15 protein-coding genes are annotated in these 18,499 nt (G+C 74.3%); 6 read left to right on the forward strand and 9 right to left on the reverse strand.

Annotation, left to right across the window (positions count from 1 at the left end; translation table 11 throughout):
• Positions 1 to 3: 3 nt before the first annotated feature.
• The 3 genes from B207_RS0101240 (at position 4) to B207_RS0101250 (ending at position 3,755) form a co-directional block, all read left to right on the forward strand.
• Positions 4 to 885, forward strand: coding sequence for a DUF305 domain-containing protein (locus B207_RS0101240; protein WP_018634687.1), 882 nt, complete (start codon positions 4 to 6; stop codon positions 883 to 885).
• A gap of 256 nt (positions 886 to 1,141) precedes the next feature.
• Positions 1,142 to 2,809, forward strand: coding sequence for a SulP family inorganic anion transporter (locus B207_RS0101245; RefSeq protein WP_018634688.1), 1,668 nt, complete (start codon positions 1,142 to 1,144; stop codon positions 2,807 to 2,809).
• A 208-nt stretch (positions 2,810 to 3,017) separates the two neighbouring features.
• Entirely contained in the window at positions 3,018 to 3,755 is a 738-nt protein-coding gene (locus B207_RS0101250) for a YceI family protein (RefSeq protein ID WP_018634689.1), read from the forward strand.
• Positions 3,756 to 3,791: 36 nt separating this feature from the next.
• Here the strand turns inward: B207_RS0101250 and B207_RS0101255 are convergent, their stop codons facing one another.
• Positions 3,792 to 5,315: an MFS transporter gene (locus B207_RS0101255; protein WP_018634690.1), complete on the reverse strand. Its 1,524-nt coding sequence runs from the start codon at positions 5,313 to 5,315 to the stop codon at positions 3,792 to 3,794.
• A gap of 358 nt (positions 5,316 to 5,673) precedes the next feature.
• Between B207_RS0101255 and B207_RS32015 the strand changes: the two genes are divergently transcribed.
• Both B207_RS32015 and B207_RS0101270 read left to right on the forward strand, forming a co-directional pair.
• Complete coding sequence (locus B207_RS32015) at positions 5,674 to 6,603, forward strand: TetR/AcrR family transcriptional regulator (protein ID WP_018634691.1); 930 nt, start codon at positions 5,674 to 5,676, stop codon at positions 6,601 to 6,603.
• 149 nt (positions 6,604 to 6,752) lie between these two features.
• Positions 6,753 to 8,423, forward strand: coding sequence for a protein kinase family protein (locus tag B207_RS0101270; RefSeq protein ID WP_026310546.1), 1,671 nt, complete (start codon positions 6,753 to 6,755; stop codon positions 8,421 to 8,423).
• A gap of 73 nt (positions 8,424 to 8,496) precedes the next feature.
• On the opposite strand, the gene B207_RS0101275 is transcribed toward B207_RS0101270, so the two are convergent.
• From B207_RS0101275 to B207_RS0101300, 5 genes are all read right to left on the reverse strand, one after another.
• Complete coding sequence (locus B207_RS0101275) at positions 8,497 to 8,976, reverse strand: hypothetical protein (protein WP_018634692.1); 480 nt, start codon at positions 8,974 to 8,976, stop codon at positions 8,497 to 8,499.
• 80 nt (positions 8,977 to 9,056) lie between these two features.
• On the reverse strand, positions 9,057 to 10,028 hold the full coding sequence (locus B207_RS0101280) for an alpha/beta hydrolase family esterase (protein WP_230204769.1): 972 nt from the start codon (positions 10,026 to 10,028) through the stop codon (positions 9,057 to 9,059).
• Between the two features lie 34 nt (positions 10,029 to 10,062).
• Positions 10,063 to 11,412 (reverse strand): wax ester/triacylglycerol synthase domain-containing protein, encoded by a 1,350-nt coding sequence (locus tag B207_RS0101285; protein ID WP_018634694.1) that lies wholly within the window; start codon positions 11,410 to 11,412, stop codon positions 10,063 to 10,065.
• A gap of 216 nt (positions 11,413 to 11,628) precedes the next feature.
• Positions 11,629 to 12,258: a DUF4232 domain-containing protein gene (locus B207_RS32020; protein WP_035739608.1), complete on the reverse strand. Its 630-nt coding sequence runs from the start codon at positions 12,256 to 12,258 to the stop codon at positions 11,629 to 11,631.
• A 173-nt stretch (positions 12,259 to 12,431) separates the two neighbouring features.
• Positions 12,432 to 13,316 carry a helix-turn-helix transcriptional regulator gene (locus B207_RS0101300; protein ID WP_051102299.1) on the reverse strand — a complete coding sequence of 295 codons (885 nt, stop codon included), beginning with the start codon at positions 13,314 to 13,316 and terminating at the stop codon, positions 12,432 to 12,434.
• Positions 13,317 to 13,395: 79 nt separating this feature from the next.
• Here B207_RS0101300 and B207_RS0101305 point away from each other — a divergent pair, with 79 nt between their 5' ends.
• A complete protein-coding gene (locus B207_RS0101305) occupies positions 13,396 to 14,073 on the forward strand; it encodes a TetR/AcrR family transcriptional regulator (RefSeq protein WP_051102324.1) in 678 nt (225 codons plus the stop codon).
• Here B207_RS0101305 and B207_RS32025 read toward each other — a convergent pair.
• From B207_RS32025 to B207_RS36605, 3 genes are all read right to left on the reverse strand, one after another.
• Positions 13,971 to 15,689 carry a hypothetical protein gene (locus tag B207_RS32025; RefSeq protein WP_195905214.1) on the reverse strand — a complete coding sequence of 573 codons (1,719 nt, stop codon included), beginning with the start codon at positions 15,687 to 15,689 and terminating at the stop codon, positions 13,971 to 13,973. The two genes, B207_RS0101305 and B207_RS32025, sit on opposite strands and share 103 nt — an antisense overlap.
• 73 nt (positions 15,690 to 15,762) lie before the next feature.
• Entirely contained in the window at positions 15,763 to 15,900 is a 138-nt protein-coding gene (locus B207_RS39385) for a hypothetical protein (protein ID WP_018634700.1), read from the reverse strand.
• 59 nt (positions 15,901 to 15,959) lie between these two features.
• Positions 15,960 to 18,494 (reverse strand): serine/threonine-protein kinase, encoded by a 2,535-nt coding sequence (locus B207_RS36605; RefSeq protein ID WP_051102301.1) that lies wholly within the window; start codon positions 18,492 to 18,494, stop codon positions 15,960 to 15,962.
• Positions 18,495 to 18,499: the final 5 nt, after the last annotated feature.

Consider the following 18,499-nt stretch of genomic DNA (forward strand, 5'->3'; position numbering starts at 1 on the left):
GTGATGAGCCGATCCGACGACGATCAGGGCGTGTCCGCCATGCCGCGTGAGCACCAGACCACCAGGGACGTGCCGACAACCGAGGAGACCGCGCCCGCGGAGACCGCGCCCACGGAGGCGACGGCCGCGGAGACGACGACCGAGGCCGCTTCGGGTGCGGCGCCGGCCGAGCGTTCCCCCGCCTGGGTGCGGCTCTGGTGGACGCCGCTCGTGCTGTTCGCCGTGGTCGGGCTCCTCGCCGCGGGTGCCGGGCTGCGCGGGCTGCTCGACCGCCCACCGGCCGACAGCTCGGTGGACGTCGGGTTCGCCCGGGACATGTCCGAGCACCACTCGCAGGCCGTCCAGATGGCCATGGTCGAGTTCAGCCGGGGCGATGACGCCGTCATCCGCAGCGTCGCCCAGGACATCGCGCTCGGCCAGCAGCAGGAGATCGGCATCATGTACACCTGGCTGGCCGGCTGGGGCCGGCCGCCGACCTCCGCCCGTGCACCGATGGCGTGGATGACCGACCCGAATGACCCGGCCGGTCAGGGCGGCGGCCACGCCGGTCACGGGGAGATGCCCGGCGTGGAGGGGAACTCGCCGACCGGGGGCGCCGCCGGGGGCGTGGCCGCCGAGGAGACGGCGCCGGTGCGGATGCCAGGCATGGCCTCCGAGGCGGAGCTGGCTCGGCTGGCCGCGGCCAGCGGGCGTGACCTGGACGTCCTGTTCCTGACCCTGATGATCCGTCACCACCGCGGCGGGGTCGACATGGCCCAGCACGCCTCGCTGCACGCCGCCGACGACCGGGTGCGCGCGCTGGCCCGGGCGATGGTGGTCAACCAGGCCAAGGAGATCAACACCATGCAGGCCGACCTCGAGCGGCTCGGAGCGCCGCGGGCGTGAGCAGAGGGCCCGTGGATCCGGTTCGGGGGGCTTTGTATCGTCATATCTGACCTACCGGAAGAGTAGGGGATGTCCTCCGCCGTGCGGCCGGAGGCACCGTCGCCCGGCCACCGGGTCACCCGGGCCCATCCGGCCGGAGGTGGTCCACGCCGGAGCCGTGTGCCGGCCCGTCCAGGCGGGCACCCCGACAGCCCGACCGGTTCATCCCGGATGGTGTCTCGACCACACCACCACCTCGCGCCTGTGAGAGTTCAGCGTGCCTGAAACGTCCCTGGGCCAGCCCGGGCCCGCCGCCGCCCACACCCGCCCGCTTCTCGCGTGGGTGCGTGCGAGCCTGCCCAGGGTGGCCGGGGCGGCCCGGCCGCCCTGGGCCGGGCTGCGCACGGTCCGGGTCGAGCTGCTGGCCGGCCTGGTCACCGCACTGGCGCTGATCCCGGAGACCATCTCGTTCTCGGTCGTCGCCGGGGTGGACCCGAAAGTCGGCCTGTTCGCCTCCTTCACGATCTCGGTCGTGATCGCCGTCGCCGGCGGCCGGCCCGCGATGATCTCGGCCGCGGCCGGGTCGATGGCCCTGGTCGCGGCCCCGCTGGTGCGGGAGCACGGCCTGGACTACCTGCTCGCCACCACTGTCGGCGTCGGCGTGACGATGTTCGTCCTCGGTCAGCTCGGCGTGGCGCGGCTGATGCGGTTCGTCCCCCGGACGGTGATGATCGGCTTCGTCAACGCGCTGGCAATTCTGATCTTCACGGCGCAGATGCCACACGTGATCGGCGAGTCCCCCGCTGTCTACATCCTGGTCGGGGCGGGCCTGGCCGTCCTGCTCACCGTCCCGCGGATCACCCGGGCCGTGCCGCCGCCGCTGGTCGCGGTGGCGCTGCTGACGCTGACCGCCGTCACGTTCGACCTCTCGGTGCCGACAGTCGGGGACGAGGGAAGCCTGCCCAGCTCCCTGCCCGTGCCAGGGCTCCCCTCGGTGCCGATGACCTGGGAGACCCTGCGGATCATCGCGCCGTATGTCGTCACCCTCACCGCGGTCGGCCTGCTGGAGACGCTGCTCACCGCGCAGATCGTCGACCGGATGACGGACACGTCCCACGACGCCAACCGGGAGGCCTGGGGCCTGGGGCTCGCCAACATCGTCAACGGGTTCTTCGGCGGCATGGCGGGCTGCGCCATGATCGGCCAGACGATCGTCAACGTCTCCTCGGGTGGCCGGACCAGGCTGTCGACCTTCGCCGCGGGCGGGTTCCTGCTTCTCCTCGTGGTCCCGCTGCGCGAGGTGGTCGGTGTGATCCCGATGTCGGCTCTCGTCGCCGTGATGATCCTGGTCGCGGTGATGACCTTCGAGTGGCGCAGCATCGCGCCGCGCACGCTGCGGCGGATGCCCCGCTCGGAGACGCTGGTGATGGTCGTGACCGTGGGGGTGGTCGTGCCGACCCACAACCTCGCCTACGGGGTGCTCGTCGGGGTGGTGCTGTCGGCTCTGCTGTTCACCCGGCGGGTCGCCCATCTCACCGAGGTGACCAGCGTCCTCGACCCGGAGGGCGGCGAGCGGATCTACGCCGTGAGTGGCCCGGTGTTCTTCGCCTCCAGCAACGACCTGGTCAACGCGTTCGACTACGCCCACGACCCGCCGCGAGTCGTCGTCGACCTGTCCGAGGCTCAGCTGCTGGACTCCGCCGGCGTCGCCGCGCTCGAGGATGTGCAGCACAAGTTCCGCGAACGGGGCGTCACGGCCCGGTTCGCCGGGGCGACCGGCAGCACCGCGGCGATGCTGTCACGCTGCTCGGCGCCGGAGGAGCCCGCCGTCGGCTCGATGGCGGAACCGGAACCGGAGGAGCCGGCTGTCAGCCCGCCGCCGTCCGGGGCCGACATCGCCGGGTCGGACGCGGAGGCCGAGCCGCCCAGCACGCCCCGCGGGTAGCACCGCAGCCCGGACGGCCATGGCGACGAGACGGGGCGACGAGACGGGGCGACGACGACACCGGCAGACGGGTGACGCCGCCGGCAGACGCGCACAGCAACGTGGCGGAGCGCGACACGCCACTGACACCGCATCATCAGGTTCCGCTCAGATTGTGTGTGCAACATTGCCGCCAGGAACGTTCGAACCTTCACAAGGCGGGTGACCGGTGGCAGACAGCACGCCTCACGGAAAGCGGCGCTGGCCGCTTTACCTCATCGGCGCGGTCCTCTCGGTGGCCGTCCTGGTCGTCGGCGGTACCGCGTTCTACATCAACGTCATCAAGGAGGAGGCCCCGGAGGAGTTCGCGCTCGACGACCAGGCCACCGGGACGTCAGGCGGCGGCTCGACCGCCGGGACGGCCGCCACCGGCTCCCTGGACGGCACCTGGAGGGTGACCTCGGGCTCGGAGGCCGGCTACCGCGTCGAGGAGGTCCTCTTCGGCCAGAACACGACGGCGGCCGGTCGCACCTCGGACGTCACCGGCACGATGACCATCTCCGGCACCGAGGTCTCCGAGGCGAACTTCGAGGTCCAGATGGCGACGGTGCGCAGCGACGAGGAGCGCCGCGACAACCAGTTCCGCAACCGGATCATGAACGTCGACACCTACCCGGTCTCGGAGTTCACCCTGACCCGGCCGATCGAGCTCGGCTCCGTCCCGGCCGGCGACGAGAAGCGCACCTACAAGGCCACCGGCACCCTGAACCTGCGCGGGGTCTCCCGCGAGGTGACCATGGACCTGCAGGCGCAGCGCCTCGACGACCAGATCCAGGTGGTCGGCCAGATCCCGGTGACCTTCGCGGACTACGACATCCCGAACCCGAGCATCCCGGGTATCTCCACCGAGGACCACGGGATCATGGAGGTCTCCCTGCGCCTCGCGCGCGGCGAGGCCATCGAGTAGCGGCAGGGCGGTCGAGGTCGAGGCATCAGGCGGAGATCACGCCTCCGCGAGGGCCTCCACCCGCTCGCTGTCTCCGCGGGGCTGCTCGGAGATCGTCACCGGCGCCGCCGGTGGAAGCCCGGGCAGCAGGCACGCGACCACGCCGGCGAGCAGCAGAAGCCCGGCCGAGATCACGAAGGCGAGGGAGTACCCGGAGGTCAACGCCTCCGCCTCCAGCGTGCCAGCCGCGAGCCGTCCCTCACTGTGGTGGTGCGCGATGGTCGCCAGGAGCGCCAGGCCGACCGCCGCACCGATCTGCCGACCGGTGTTGAGCAGCCCGGACGCGAGTCCGGCGAGCTGCGGCGGCACGCCGGACGTCGCCGCCGTGGTCACGGCGACCATGTTGGTGCCCATGCCCAGGCCGAACAGCGCGAGCGGGCCGAAGACCTGCGTCCAGTACGAGCCGCCGGCGCTCAGGGCGCCGAGCCAGGCCATGCCGGTCGCCGCGGTCAGCGTGCCGGCGATGACAAGCGGACGCGGGCCCAGGCGGCCGACCGTCCGCGAGCTGAACTGCGAGCCGACAATGATCATGAGTGGCACCGGCAGCATCGAGAGACCGGCCTCGATCGGCTCCTGGCCCTGGATCCGCTGCAGATACAGGGTGAGGAAGAAGAACAGCCCGAACATGACGGTTCCCATGATCAGAATGATCAGGTTGGCGTAGCGCAGCGCACGGCGCCGGAAGACACCCAGGGGCACCAGCGGATTGGCCGTCCGCAGCTCGATGACCACGAACGCGGCGAGCAGCACCACCGCGGCCGCCAGCCAGCCGAGAGTGACCGGGGAGCCCCAGCTGCCCGACTCCGTCCGAACGATGCCGTAGACCAGCGCGACCAGACCGCCGGTGACCGTGACCGTGCCGGGCACGTCCAGATCCCGCACCCCGCGCGCCTGGCCGCGGGACTCGATGAGCGCGATCCGCGCACCCGCGATCAGCGCCAGCCCGATCGGCACGTTGACGAAGAACACCCAGCGCCAGTCCGCGATCTGGGTCAGCAGGCCACCGGCCAGCACGCCGAGCGCGCCACCGCCGGCAGCGGTCGTGCTCCACAGGCCGAGCGCGCGAGCCCGCTCACGCGGGTCCGGGAACGAGGTCATCAGCACGCTCAACGTGGCGGGCGCGAGCACCGCGCCGCCGAGCCCCTGCACCGCGCGCGCCGCGATCAGCGTGGCCTCGGTGGTGGCCAGGCCGCCGGCCAGGCTCGCCGCGGTGAACAGCGTCAGCCCTGTGACGAAGACCCGGCGCCGACCGAACAGGTCCGCGGCCCGCCCACCGAAGAGCAGGAGACCGGCGAAGGCGAGGGTGTACCCGTTCACCACCCACTGCAGCCCGGACGCGGAGAGTCCCAGGTCGGACTGCATGGACGGGAGCGCCACGTTCACGATCGTCACGTCCAGGACGACCATGAACTGGGCGAGGCAGCACACGGCCAGTACCGCCCACGCCGGCGCACGGCGCGCGGGGCCGCGCTTCGGAGCCCGCGCCGCGGCCGGGACCTCCTCCGGCGGCTTCGCCGTCACAGGTCCGACCGGGCGAGGCTGCGCCGCTTCGGCCGTTGTCGGCTCAGCCGCTTCAGCTGCCGTCGGCACGGCCACCTCAGCTGCCGTCGGCACGGCCGCTGTGGGCTTCCCCACCGCGCCGTCTCCGCCGTCTCCGACTTCGGCGCCGCTCTGCGCTCCGCTCCCCGCCAGTGCCCCGTCGTCCGCCATAGCGCCTCCCGCAGCCCACGCCTGTCGGCGCCGCGGCGGTCCGAGACTCGGCCCCGCCGCACCGCCCGCCCCTGCCCGCGTACGCTTCGTACGCTGTACGGGCAACCAATCGGTCGAGCGTACGCCGTACGATTGGCACCCCACAAAGACGATGTCCCTGGCGGGTGAGATGAGCACCACAGGCACCGTTCCGGCTGGCGTCGAGCGCCTGTCCGGCGTGGCCGGAGCGCCGCCCGGCCTGGTCGGCGGCGAGGTCGACGGCGAGGTCGACGCGGCTGGCACCGAGCCGGCCGCCGGCAGCGACCCAGCTCCCACCCTCGGTGACCCATCTCGCGCCCTTGGTGACCTGGCTCCCGCCCTCGGCGACCCGGCTCGCACGGAGAGCGGGCGAGGTGTGGCGCCCAGACCGCCGGCCCGGGCCCGCGAGCGGCAGGCCACACCCCGCGTTTCCCTCACCTCCGACCGGATCGTGGCCGCCGGCCTGGGGATCGCCGACGCCGAAGGGCTGGAGGCCGTCTCGATGCGCCGCGTCGCGGCAGCGCTCGGGGTCGGCACCATGACGCTGTACACCCACGTCCAGGACAAGGACGCCCTGCTCGCGCTGATGCGGGACGCGCTGTTCGCCGAACATCTCGTCACCGACCTCGGCCCCGACTGGCGCACCGGCCTCACCCGCATCGCCCGGCGGACGCGTGAGTGCCTGCTGAGCCACCCCTGGGTGCTCGCCCTCGGCCTGCGCCCCGCGCTCGGCCCGAACAAGCTGCGCCACATCGAGCAGGTGCTCGCGGCCGCCTCGGGGATCACCAGCGACCCGGCGGCCCAGCGGACGATCATCCACGCGGTGGACGACCTCGTCATCGGGTGCGCGACGCAGGAGCTGGCCGCCAAGGCACTCGGCGCGGACGTCCCGCAGCCGATGTGCGGGCTGCGCCGCCGCATCGACGCCGACCCCGCGCTGCGTGGGCTTCTCGACAGCGGGGTGTTCCCCCACCTCGCCCAGATGCTGGCCGGCGACGCCCCGTTCGCCGCGGAGCGGTTCGAACAGGCGCTGACCTGGCTCCTCGACGGCATCGAACGGACCTACCGCGACGGCACGTGAACGCCTGTCCGCGCGCCGGTCAGCACCGCGCCGGCGGGACCAGTCGTACCGGACGGGGACGATCCGGGCTTCACGGAAACGATCCGACCGACTACCTTCGATCGGGTGAGCACCCTCGGTCAGCCCCGCGTCACCCGTGAAGCGCCGGCATGACGACCGGCCTGCCCCGGCGCGCCCAGCCGCCGCTGGCGAGCGACCCGACCTCGGTCGGGCCCTACCGCGTGCTCGGCCGGATCGCGCAGGGCCCGGCGGGGCCCGTGCTCCTCAGCCGTGCCGTCGGCGGCGCCTGGGTCGCGCTCCATCTGCCTGACCCGGCCGCCGTCCAGGGCACCTGGCCCGAGCCGGCCGACCGGGAGCAGGCCAGGGAGCGACTGCGGGCACGGTTCACCGCGGTCGCCGAGCACGCTGCCGCCGCTGCCCACCCCGCCCGCTGTGCTGTCCTGGACGTCGGAGTCATCGGCGACGACGGCGACGGCCTTCCGTACCTGGTCACCGAGTACGTCGACGGCCCGACGCTGGCCCAGGAGGTTGCCGAGCGCGGGCCGCTGTCCCCCACCGAGCTGAACCGGGTCGCCGTCACCCTGCTCGACCTGCTGGCCTCGCCGGCCGGCGCCGACATCCGGGCGGGTGCGCGGGCGGCCCCGGCGGCCGAGGAGATCGTCCTGTCGCTCGCCGGGCCGCGTGTGCTCTCCCCTGGTCTCACGCCCACGCCTGGTCTCACGCCCACGCCGCCCGGCGGCGAGGTCACGGTGGACCCGGCGGGCACCGCCTGGGCGCGCGTGGTCGCCTTCGCCGCCACAGGGCAGCCCGCCCCGTCCGGCTGGCCGCGGCGTGGCGCCGCGGTGGTGGGCACCCGGCACCGCGGCTCCCCGGCGGTGGACCGGACCACCGCGGCGGTCCTCGACGCACTGCCGCCCGGCCGGGCCCGCACGGCGATGCGGGCCGCGGTGGCGGGAGCACCCTGGCTCCCCGACCTCGCAGCGCCGGTGGAACAGCCCCGGGCACTCGCGCCGGGCCTCGCCCGGCCGGCCCCGCCGCGGCCCGGCTGGCCGTTCAGGTCCGCCCGCACGGCAGGGCCCGCCCGCACGGCAGAGCCCACCCGCACGGCAGAGCCCACCCGCACGGCAGAGCCCACCCGCGCGAAGGAGCCTTCCCTGCCGCAGGAGCCTGCTCTGGTGGACGGGCGGCGGGAGAGGCCGGCGGCACGGTGGCGCCCGGTCTCGGCCGCCGCGCTCTGTGCGGTCACAGCGGTCGCGGTCGCCGCCGTCGCCGGTCCCTCGGCCGGCCCGATCACCGCCACCGCCGCGGCGCGGACCACCGCGGTGCTGCCCGGGCCGGCGGCGCCCGACCGCGCCGCCCCACCGCTACCGGAGCACTCCCGGCGCGATGCCACGCCGCGCCCCGCCGCGGAGGAGGCGGAGGTTCCCGGCACCGGCACCGCCCTCGCACCGGGCAACTCCGCGAGCATGCCCCCCGCAGGCGCCGCGGAAGCCACAGAACCGGCCGGCACCGCGCAGCCTCCGCAGGCCCCGCCGCGAGTGGCCACCGCGGCGGAGGTCGCGCCGGAACCGCAGGCGCCACGCCCCAGGCCGGCACGGGTTCCTCAGCAGGCGGTCCGCCCGGCACCCGGCGATCAGCCGGTGCCGGGTGCCGCTGCGGTGGCCCAGCCCACTCCGCCGCCACCGGCCGCTGCCGCCGGCACCGGCCCGGCTGGCGCGGCGGCCACTCCCGCGGCCCCGGACCCGCCGCCTCCGGCGCCCGGCTCCACCAGCGGCCTCACCCCGGTACAGATCAGTGTGGTGCCGCTGGCCCCTCGCTGACCCGAGCGATCACCGAACGGGTGATCGCTCGACCGGGTGATCGCTCGACCGGATGGTCAGTCGCGCCGGATGGTCAGTCGCGCACAGCGCCCTGCGGCCACACCACGTGGACAGGCTTGTTCCTGCTTCGTGCGTAGGCGACGACGTCGCCGGTGCCGGCGTAGTCGCGCGCGGGGCGGCCGTCCCAGACCGCGATCAGCTCGTCCGACTCGTCGACCATCGCCCGGCTGGCGGCCATCAGCGCCTCCAGGTCGACCTCGGCCGGCTCGAGGGTCCGCACCCGGATCGCGGCGTCCCGCAGGCGGTCGTACTCCGGCCGGTGCTCGGCCGGCAGGAAATCCCGGTAGTTCCGTGCGGGGACGACGGCGACGAGGCTGCCGCCGATGGTGAGGATCAGGTCGGCGAAGGTGCTGTCGGTGCCTTCGGCGAGGCAGCTCACCCCGACCAGGTCACCGGACGGGTGCCGGCGGAGCAGCCGCAGCGTCTCGGCGGTCGTGTACTCCGTGATGGGGGGTGACAGGACGCGGTGCCCGGTGATTCCCACGACTGCCATCGCCGATGACATTCCTCTCGTCGGGATACGCCCTCCGTTCGAAGCGTATGCGCGATCTGTCCGCGACCAGGCCCCCTCGGTCAGGGATGCAGCCGGAAGCGCGACACAAAGGCCCAGATCGCCTCGTTCGCGTCGAGATCGCCGTTTCCGCGCCCGAGGGCCTGCCCGGGGAGAAGCGGGTCCCCGCCGGGCCAGAGATGGCCACCGCCGACGATCTCGTCGAGGATGACGGGGGTGCCCGGCGGGCATCCGGTGAACTCGTGGCGCACGACGGTGGTGCCGTCGGCCCGGTCGCGGTCCGGCAGCGGGGTGTCCAGGGTGGTCTGGGCACAGCCGGCGACGTCCGCCCAGCCGCGGGCACCGGCCTCCGCCTGCCCGTAGTTGATCACCTTGTCCTCGCTGCCGTGGATCACCAGCATCGGCACCGGCGCCGGCGCCGGCGGCCGGGACGGGCAGCCGACGCCGGGGGCCGACCCGGCGACGGTCGCGAACGCGGCGAAACGGTCCGGGTACCGGCAGGCGAGGCCCTGGGTGAACAGGCCGCCGTTGCTCATGCCCGAGGCGTACAGCCGGGACGGGTCGGCGCCGTACCGGGCGACCACCAGATCGGTCAGGGCAAGGACGAAACCGGGGTCGTCAACGGGCGGCGCGTCCTGTCCACCGGGCACGCCCTGCCAGCCGATCCCCTCATGCCCGGGGATCACGAGGAGGTACCCCGCCCGGTCCGCGAACGCCGCCAGCCCGGCGGAGGCGTCCGCGATCTCCGGCGTCTCGAACATGCCCGGGAAGTGGAACAGCGCCGGCAGCGAGCTGCCCGACCGGGCCGCCGCCGGCACATGCACGACGGCGTGGCGGTCGATCCCGGCATGGCGCAGCCGGACCAGATGCTCCCCGGGGCCCTCCCCGGCACCCGCACCCGCACCCGCACCGGCACCGGCACCGGCACCCGCCCGACCGGGCCGGGTGGGTCCGTCCGCGCTCGCCGCCGCCGGAGTGAGGCAGGCCGCGACCACCAGGACGGCCGCCGCGGCCACCGCCCTGCCCGCAGCCACCGCCCTGCCCGCGGCCACCGCTCTACCCGCGGCTCTACCCGCGGCGGGCACGCCGGCCACCCCACTGCCCGTTGCCGACCAGCAGCGCGCGGACGGCCTCCTCCAGCAGGTCGACCTCCGCCTCCCACAGACCGGCGAGATCCCTGGACCCGGGCAGCCCGGCGTCCGCCGCCGTGCCGACGCTGACGGTGTCGCCGAGGCCACTGAGATGGCAGGCCAGTCGCTGCCCCGGGAACAACGTCGGGATCGGCACCGCCGCGGTGATCGGCTGGCCGGCGACGGCCAGCGGGCCCGGTGCGCCGGCCTGGTTGGACACCGACAGCGCGGACGACCGCCCGCTCAGCCCGGCGCCGAACAGGCGCGGGCGGATCCGGGCGGGCAGCAGCTCGAACAGCAGCCGCTCCCCCACCCCGAGGGTGCCGCCCTGCTTGAGCCGGTCGGTGCGGTCCCGGACGGCGAGCAGCCGATCGAGGGGCAGCGGCTCGGCGCAGGGCAGGACGATCCGTGCCCCGGCCACGAAGTTCGCGAGCATGGCACGCTCGCCCGGCTGGCGGGTGCTGATCGCCATCGCCACCGGCAGGCCCTCCGTGGCCTCACTGGTTCCCTCCCAGCGCCGCAGTGCCCCGGCCAGTCCGGCGAGGAAGACGTCGTTGACCGTGCCGCCGACCGGCGCGCCGATGGCCCGCAGGCGGGCCAGGGAGGTCGTGGCCCAGCTGTGGGTGGTCCGCCCGAGCCAGGGTGCGGTGAACGGCGCCGACCTGGCGGTGGGAGCCAGCCACTGCAGTGAGCGCGCGACGGCCGCACCGACCTCCCGCGACCGGGCCCGCCCCGGCTCCCGGCGCTGCGGCGGCACGAACGCCGTCGGGTCGGAGCCGACCCCGAACAGTGCCGACAGCACCAGGTTCTTGGCGGTGCCGTCCTGCTGGATGTGGCTCGCCCGGTACAGCAGGGCGAACGCGGTGTCGTCCGCGGCACGCAGCAGCCACAGCTGCCAGGGGGGGCCGGCAACGGGGACGACCGCGCTGCTGTGGCGCTCCACGAAGTCACGCAGCTCCGTGCCGGCGAAACCCGGCTCGCCGGCCCCGCCGTCGCCCCCGCCCAGGACGCCGGCGGGCGGGTGCTCCCGAACGAGGTGGTCGAGGTCGACGTCGGGATCCGCGCGCCACCCGTACCGGGCCCGGCGTCCGGGCAGGCAGACCAGCCGCTCGGTGAGCAGCGGGAACCGGAGCAGCCGCTCGGCCACCCAGGCCCGCAGCGCCTCGATACCGGGTGCCGGGCCCGTCCCGACGAGCAGGCAGTTGACGTTGATCGGCACGTCGGCGTGCAGAAGCTGGTAGTCGAGCAGGGCGGTGTCGAAGGCGTTGAGGGGGCGGATCCGGACCATCGGCTGACGCTCGCTTCCTGCCCCGAGGCCACCGACGGTGCGGAGCCACCGCCGGCTCGGAGCTGTTGCGCGGGCTGGACGCCGTCCGGAAACGTAACCCCGGTCACCGACACCGGCGACCCGGCGGCCCGTTTCCACCCCGCCGGAGGCACTTGCCCGGCCGGCTCCGCACGCCGATCGGCTCCGCACGCCGGCCGGCTCCGCACGCCGGCCGGGTCAGGCAGCCGAGAAGGTGGTCACGGTCAGCTGGTGGACCGCCGGGTCGCGGCAGGTCCGCACCCCGTCGGCCACCGGCGCCAGCACACTGGCCCGGTCGTCCGGCGGGTAGACCCGAAGGCTCGTCCCACGCACCGTCTGATCAGTGCTCTCGCACCCCGGCAGCAGCCCGGGCTGCGTGATGGCCAGCGTCGCGGTCGCCCGGCCACCCGGTGCCAGCGTCACGGGTTCACCCGCCGGCCCGGTCCGGTCGGCCGGTGCCCCGATCTGCCGACCCGCGTCGTCCACGACCGAGACACCGGGGTACCCGGTGATCGTGCAGGGCGTCGAGCCGCTGTTGGTGAGCACGAGGTGCCCGTACACGTGGCCCGCCGCGCCTTCGAGATCCGCCACGACCGCGGTGAGGCCGGACGCCGCACAGGTGGGTGGGCCGTCCTTCACGTCGGTCACCTCCGTGGTCGCCGGGCCGCCCGCGGCCGGCCGGGACGGCGCGCTCGCCCCCGCGGTGACCGGGGCGGGCTCGACGGCCTGGTCAGCCGCGTCCTCTCCGCCGCATCCGGTGAGCAGCACCGCGAGTGACGTCGCGGCAGCCAGGAGAAGGGGGCCGGATCTGCTTCGAGTGGTGCGCATGCAGACCTGCCTACCCCGCGGCCGTGCCCGGTGACCACCGGACGGGCCGGTATGACCCCCTTCGGGCTCCCCGGTCGCGCAGCGCCGCACCCGGCACCCGGCCCGGCACCCGACGCCCGACGGGGCACCCGGCACCCGGCATTACGTGACCGGCCAGGTTCGGCCAGGTTCGGTCAGGACGTCCTCACACCCGGCCGGCGCGGAGACGGCAGGTCCGGCTCGGGCTGAGCCGCGGCACCGGTGGTCCGGCGCCGGTACGCGGACGGCTTCTCACCGCAGTGCTGGGCGAACGCCCGCGCGAACGCGCTCGGGTTCTCGAAGCCCACCGCGGTGGAGACCTCCAGCACCGACATCGCCGGGTTGGCGAGCAGTGCCATGGCGCGCAGCAGCCGTGCCTGCAGGAGGTACTCCCGCCAGGACATGCCCAGTGTGGTCTGGAACTGGCGGCGCAGCGTCCGCTCGGAGACCCCGACCGCCCGACCGACCTCCCCGACCGAGACGGCGTCGAGATGCGCCTGGGTGTAGGCGATCGCCGCCGCCACCACCGGGTCGGACGAGGTCGGCAGGCTCAGCGGGGCCTCGTGTTCCAGCGCCTCGGCGACCAGGTGGCCGAGCGTCCGGAAGAAGCCGTTGGAGACCGCGTCGCCGCCGGGCCGCGCGATCGGCCAGCGCACCGCGTAGATCATCATCTCCCGGATCAGTGGCGGCACCGCCAGGATGCTGGCGCGGGCGTCCGAACGGGGGATGATGCCGGGGTCGAACAGCACCGCGATCGTGCGGGCCCCGGGGTTGAGCGTGGCCTGGTGCTCGAGGCCGGCGGGGATCCAGGCGGCCTGCTGGGGCGGGAGCAGGTAGTGGGCGCTCGCCGTCTCCACCTCGACCACACCGGCCATGGCGTACTCGATCTGGTGCAGGTTGTGGGAGTGCCACCCGGTGACCATTCCCGCACCCTCGTGCAGGTAGCTGCCGCCGAGCGCGGTGCCGCCGCGGCGCATGTCCACCAGGCCGACCCTGACCGTTTCTGCCGGTCTCTCGGTCAGATGAGCAGATGCGGCCATCTTGTCAGGGTAACGGAGCCACGCACCGGCCGGGCGGCTTCCACGCGGCGCGTGACCGTCCCGCGACTATGCTGTGCGGGTGCCGAGCTCCTCGCCTCCAGGAACCGGGGAGGCCAGCGCCGCCGGCACGGCCCCGGCCCGCCGTCTCGGCGGGGAGGACTCGAAGACCCGCGCGGCGCTGCTCGACGCCACCGCGCAGATCATGCTGGACGAGGGGTACGCGGCGGTCAGCTCACGCCGGGTGGCCGCCCGGGCGTCCATCAAACCGGCCCTCGTGCACTACTACTTCCGCTCGATGGACGACCTCTTCCTCGCCGTCTTCCGCCGTGGCGCCGAGGCGAACCTGGCCCGCCTGCAGCGCGCGCTGAGCTCACCGCGCTGCCTGCGGGCGCTGTGGGCGATCGACGTCGACCCGCGCGGGACGGCGATGATGGTCGAGTTCATGGCGCTGGCCAACCACCGCAAGACCATCCGGGCGGAGATCGCCGCCTACGCCGAGCGGTTCCGCGAGGCGGAGCGGGCCGCTCTCGCCATCGTCCTGGCGGCCCGCGGCGTCGATCCCGTCCAGCTCCCACCGGTGGTCGCGACGGTTCTGATGTCGAGCATCTCGCGCGTGCTGGTCATGGAGAGCGCGCTGGGGCTCTCCACGGGGCATCAGGAGACCCTGGAGGTGGTGGAGCGCTGGCTGGACGCTCTCGAACCCGCGGATCCCGGCGAGCCGGCCGGGCCCGCGGGGCCCGGATCCCCGCGCGGCTGACCCGGCTCGACCTGACCCGGCTCGACCTGACCCAGATTCCCCCGACCGGGTCCAGCCTGGACGGGTATGGCCGGGTCGGGTGCAGCCGGGCCTGGGCCGGGGCGGAGTCCGCGGCCGAGTCCACGGCCGAAGCGGAGCGCGCCGGCCGCGGCGAGGGCGGCGGCGGCCCCGAGGAACGGGAACGCCGGCGGCACGTACCGGTAGTCGAAGCCGGCGGTGGCCGGCGGCAGGAGCAGCGCCAGCAGCGCGACCGCGGCCAGCAGCAGGAGCGGGGCACGCAGCGCCCGGTCGCGGACGGACAGCAGCGCGCCGGCCAGCGCGGCCGCCAGCAGCAGGCCGATGGCCGGCGCGGGCACCCGCACGTCGCGCTGGTAGGAGACCAGCCACCGGGCAGCCGGGTCGTGCGCCGTGGTGGTGAATTCCCCCCGCTCGTAGGCGCGCAGGTCGGCCACCTGACGGTCGGTCCTGCCCGTGATGGGGACCATCGCTCCGGCGAAGGAGTAGCGCTCGGCCACCATCCGGCTCGGGTAGTCGTCCAGGCGGGAGCGGAACGTCCGGCGGAAGTCGTGGGCGACGGTGCGCAGGTAGTCGCCCGGCTGCCGGGTGATTGCGAGAACCGCGAACTCCCGCGCCAGCTTCTCCTTCTCCGGGGCGAACGTGAACCCGGGAATGTTCTCCGGGTCGTACGTGTACCCGGGAATGCCGAACAGCGGCGATTCGCCGTGCCAGATGTAGTCGGACGGGACCTGCAGGGAGTCCACCGGTCCGGTCGGGCAGAGGATCCGCAGCCGCTCCGGCGGGTTGAGCACCGCGCAGTCCGCGAAGGTCGCCGTCCGGGAGTACAGGAAGATTCCGGTGCTGCCGGAGACCGCGAACGTTCCGTGCTCGGCCTGATGCCAGCCGCAGTAGGCGGCCACCGGGATCGCGAGGGCGGCGGCGAAGACACCCGCCGACCGCCACCCGGGCCATCTGACCAGCAGCCACAGACCAGCCACGGCCGCCAGCGGCAGCCCGACGGATCTGGTCACCGACGCGGCGCTCAGGAACAGGCCGGCACCGAGCGCGCCGAGGACACCGACCCGCCGGTTCCAGAGCAGGCAGATCACGGCACCGACCAACAGCGCGGTGAACAGCGTCTCGGACAGGACCATATGTTCCAGCGCGATCTGGTAGGCGTCGAGCAGCTGCGGGGCGGCGCCGGCCGCGGCGAGCCACGCGGGCGTCCCCAGCCGCAGCAGCAGGACGTAGATCGCGACGCCGACGGCGAGCCCGACGAGGTGCTGCACGAGCACCACCAGCTCGAAACTGTGAAAGGGCAGCAGGAGCCGCAGGAAGAAGCTGTAACCCGAAGGCCGGACCACATACGGCTCAGGCCGCAGGGTGACGCCGATGTAGTCGTAACTGTCGTTGAACCACAGCGCCGGCCGGTACCCGGCGACCGCTACCAGACGGACGGCGAGGCCCGCCGCGAGCAGCACCAGAAAAGGGATGTGCCACCAGCCACCGGTGCGGTGCCACGCGACCCGTACCGCCGCCCCGCGCCGCGGGGCACGATGCCTCGCGGGCAGTACGAGAACCTGGCCCGACACCGTCCGGAGCATAGCGACGGCCGACAACCCAGGCAAATCACTCAGCTCAACCGAACGTGCACCCAGGCGGGTGCCGACACCCCGTTCCGCACAGCAGTGACTACAGCAGGACATGGCCCGCGCCGCCGGGCCGCGTCGGCGGGCCGGCGGAACCGACGAGGACGCCCAGCTCCGAGGCCGCGGGGTTGCGCCCGGCGCGCCAGCGGGTGCCCGGGCTCGTCGCCGACAGACGTACCACCGCCGGTATGCCGGTATCAGGTGTCGGGGGCTGCCTGTTCCCGGATCCTCGCGAGGGCGTCAGCCGGCTGTGGCGCCGGCCAGGGGCGGCAGCTCGACGCTCCACACCGCCGCCTTCCAGGTTTCCGGCTCGTCACCCGAAACACCGCCGGCGGCAAGCACCTCGTTTCCGGCGTCCACAGTGCCGAACAGGGTCACCGTCCCCGAGAGGTCCCCGTCCACCTCGGCCCGGTACCCCTCCCATCGGGTTGTTCCGGTGTCACTGACGCTGACCAGCGGAATCGGTCCGTCGACGTCCACGCTGATGCTGCCGACGGCGAGCACCCGGCCGTCAGCCAGCCGGGCGAGGCCGTGCACGAGGGCACCCCTGGGCAGTTCGGAGGTCGCTCTACGCCAGTCCGTCCCGTCGCCGGACCATCGCAGCCGGGTGATGCTGCGGCCCGCCTCCGGCTCCGTCCCGGCGCCGAGCAGGCGCCCGCCGGGCAGCCCGACGATCCTGGCGACGTGCTGTTCGCTGGGGCCGTCCAGCCCGCTCACGGGCAGCTGCTCCCAGGCCGCGCCGCCGTCGGTGGAGCGCCAGAACCGTTCGGTCTCCCGGGGGCCGGTCCCATGCCCGACAGCCAGCAGCGCACCGTCGCCGGTGATGACGACCTCGCCGAGTTCCCCCACCGGACCGGCGGCGGGAGCGGACCAGGTTCCCCGTACGGGCTGCCATCGTTCCCCGTCCGGGGAGGTCCACACGGCGGCAACCGGCGCGGCCCGCTCCGGCTCAGGCTCCTTCGGGGCCGGGGCGGGGGCGGGGGCCGAGCCGACAGACACGAAACCGGACCCGGGCAGGAAGGTCACCGCGGCCATCGCGCCGCCGCCACCACCGTTCGTCACCGGCGTGGGCGCCCAGGGCGAGCCGCCGACCGATCGCCAGGCGACCGGCTCGGTAAGCCCGCCGCCGCTGAACCGCCGTCCGACCGCCACCCGGATCCCGTCGGGAGAGACGGCGACGTCCTCGGCTCGGGCGCCTGTGCCACCGTCCAGCGCCTGCTCGCCGAGCTGGGCCACCCCCCGAGGGCTCGCGGCGGAACCGGCCTGCCCGTCGAGCGGAACCGTGCTGACACCGTCCGAAGCCGCCGGATGATCGTTCCCGTGCAGTGCCAGCCCCATGAGCGCCGCCACCACGGCGACGGCGGCGGCGAGCAGCACCACCAGGACGGGTGAACGCAGACCCGCCCGCGGCCGCGCTCCCGGGGTCACGCCGGTTTCGATGACCAGGAGCTCACCCGTGCCGGACGCCACCGGTGCCGCGACCGGCCGTGCGGAAAGCGGCCGTGCGGGAACCTCAGACACGCGCCGGGCGAGCACCGGCGTGGGCTCGTCCGCCGGCGTGGCCGACGGATCGAGCCGCCGGGTCATTTTCCCGGGATCCGGACCCAGCCCGGCCAGCGGGTGCCCGGCCGGGGCCTCCACCGTGGGATCGTCCGTGGACGGCGCCTCCCGAGGAGCGCCCGTTGCGGGCGCATCCACGGAGAACTCGTCCGCCAACGGTTCGCCCGGCGAAGGACGGTCGGTCACGGGCTCGTCCGCCGCCGGCCCGGCTGGACCAGACGGGCGGGGACGGGCGACGTTCTGCCGCAGAGTGCGGGATACCGACTCGGTGTCGGGCACCGACCCGCCGGTGGAGGGCGTCTTCGCGGCGCCGTCGGAGCCCACGCCGCGGGCCAGGTCGAGGAGTTCGCGGTCGACGCGCACCATCGGCCCCGACCGCTCGAGCCAGTCGGGACCGAACACCGTGCACGCGCCCACGGCGAGGGCGGTGGCGAAGTCGCGGGCGACCGCGAAACGGTCCTCCAGCCGGGGGGCCAGGGCGCGGACGACGAGGTCGGCCAGCTGCGGCGCCATCCCCGCGGGCGGGCGCGGTGGCGCGGACCGCTGCAGCCGCCACAGCTCCAGCGGCGGCAGGGACGGGCCGAACGGCGGGGTGCCGCACAGCAGCCGGTACAGCACCACCCCCAGCGCGTACAGGTCGGTGCCCGGGCCGACCCGGGCACCACCGAACTGCTCCGGCGCCATGTAGCCGGGGGTGCCCGCGATCGTCGTCACCGACGTCCCGGGCGGGTGGAAGAACTTGCTGATGCCGAAGTCGACGAGTTTCAACGTCCCGTCCGCCGCGAACATCATGTTGGTCGGTTTGACATCCCGGTGCAGCACGCCGGCCCGGTGGGCGGCGTCCAGCGCGTCGGCGGCCGCGAGCACCAGCGCGCACGCCTCGGCGGCCGGGACGGGCGGCCTCGGCTGCGCCAGCCGGGCCGCCAGCGTGTCGCCCGGCAGGGATTCCATGACCAGCAGGGAGAGCTCGTCCTGCTCGACGTAGTCGTAGATCCGCACGATGTGCGGATGATCCAGGCCGGCGAGGACGTCCGCCTCGTGACGGAAGCCCGCCCGGTCCGCCCGCGCGGACACGGTGAGGACCTTGACCGCCGCGCGCCGTCTGATGTGCCGGTGGCTCGCGGCGAGCACCAGGCCGCTGGAGCCCCGCCCGAGCGGCTCCTCGATCTCGTAGCCGGGCAGCGCGGCCTGGATCTGGGCCCGTTCGAACAGCATCGCGG

Source organism: Parafrankia elaeagni (assembly GCF_000374165.1).
GTDB classification, from domain to species: Bacteria; Actinomycetota; Actinomycetes; order Frankiales; family Frankiaceae; genus Parafrankia; species Parafrankia elaeagni.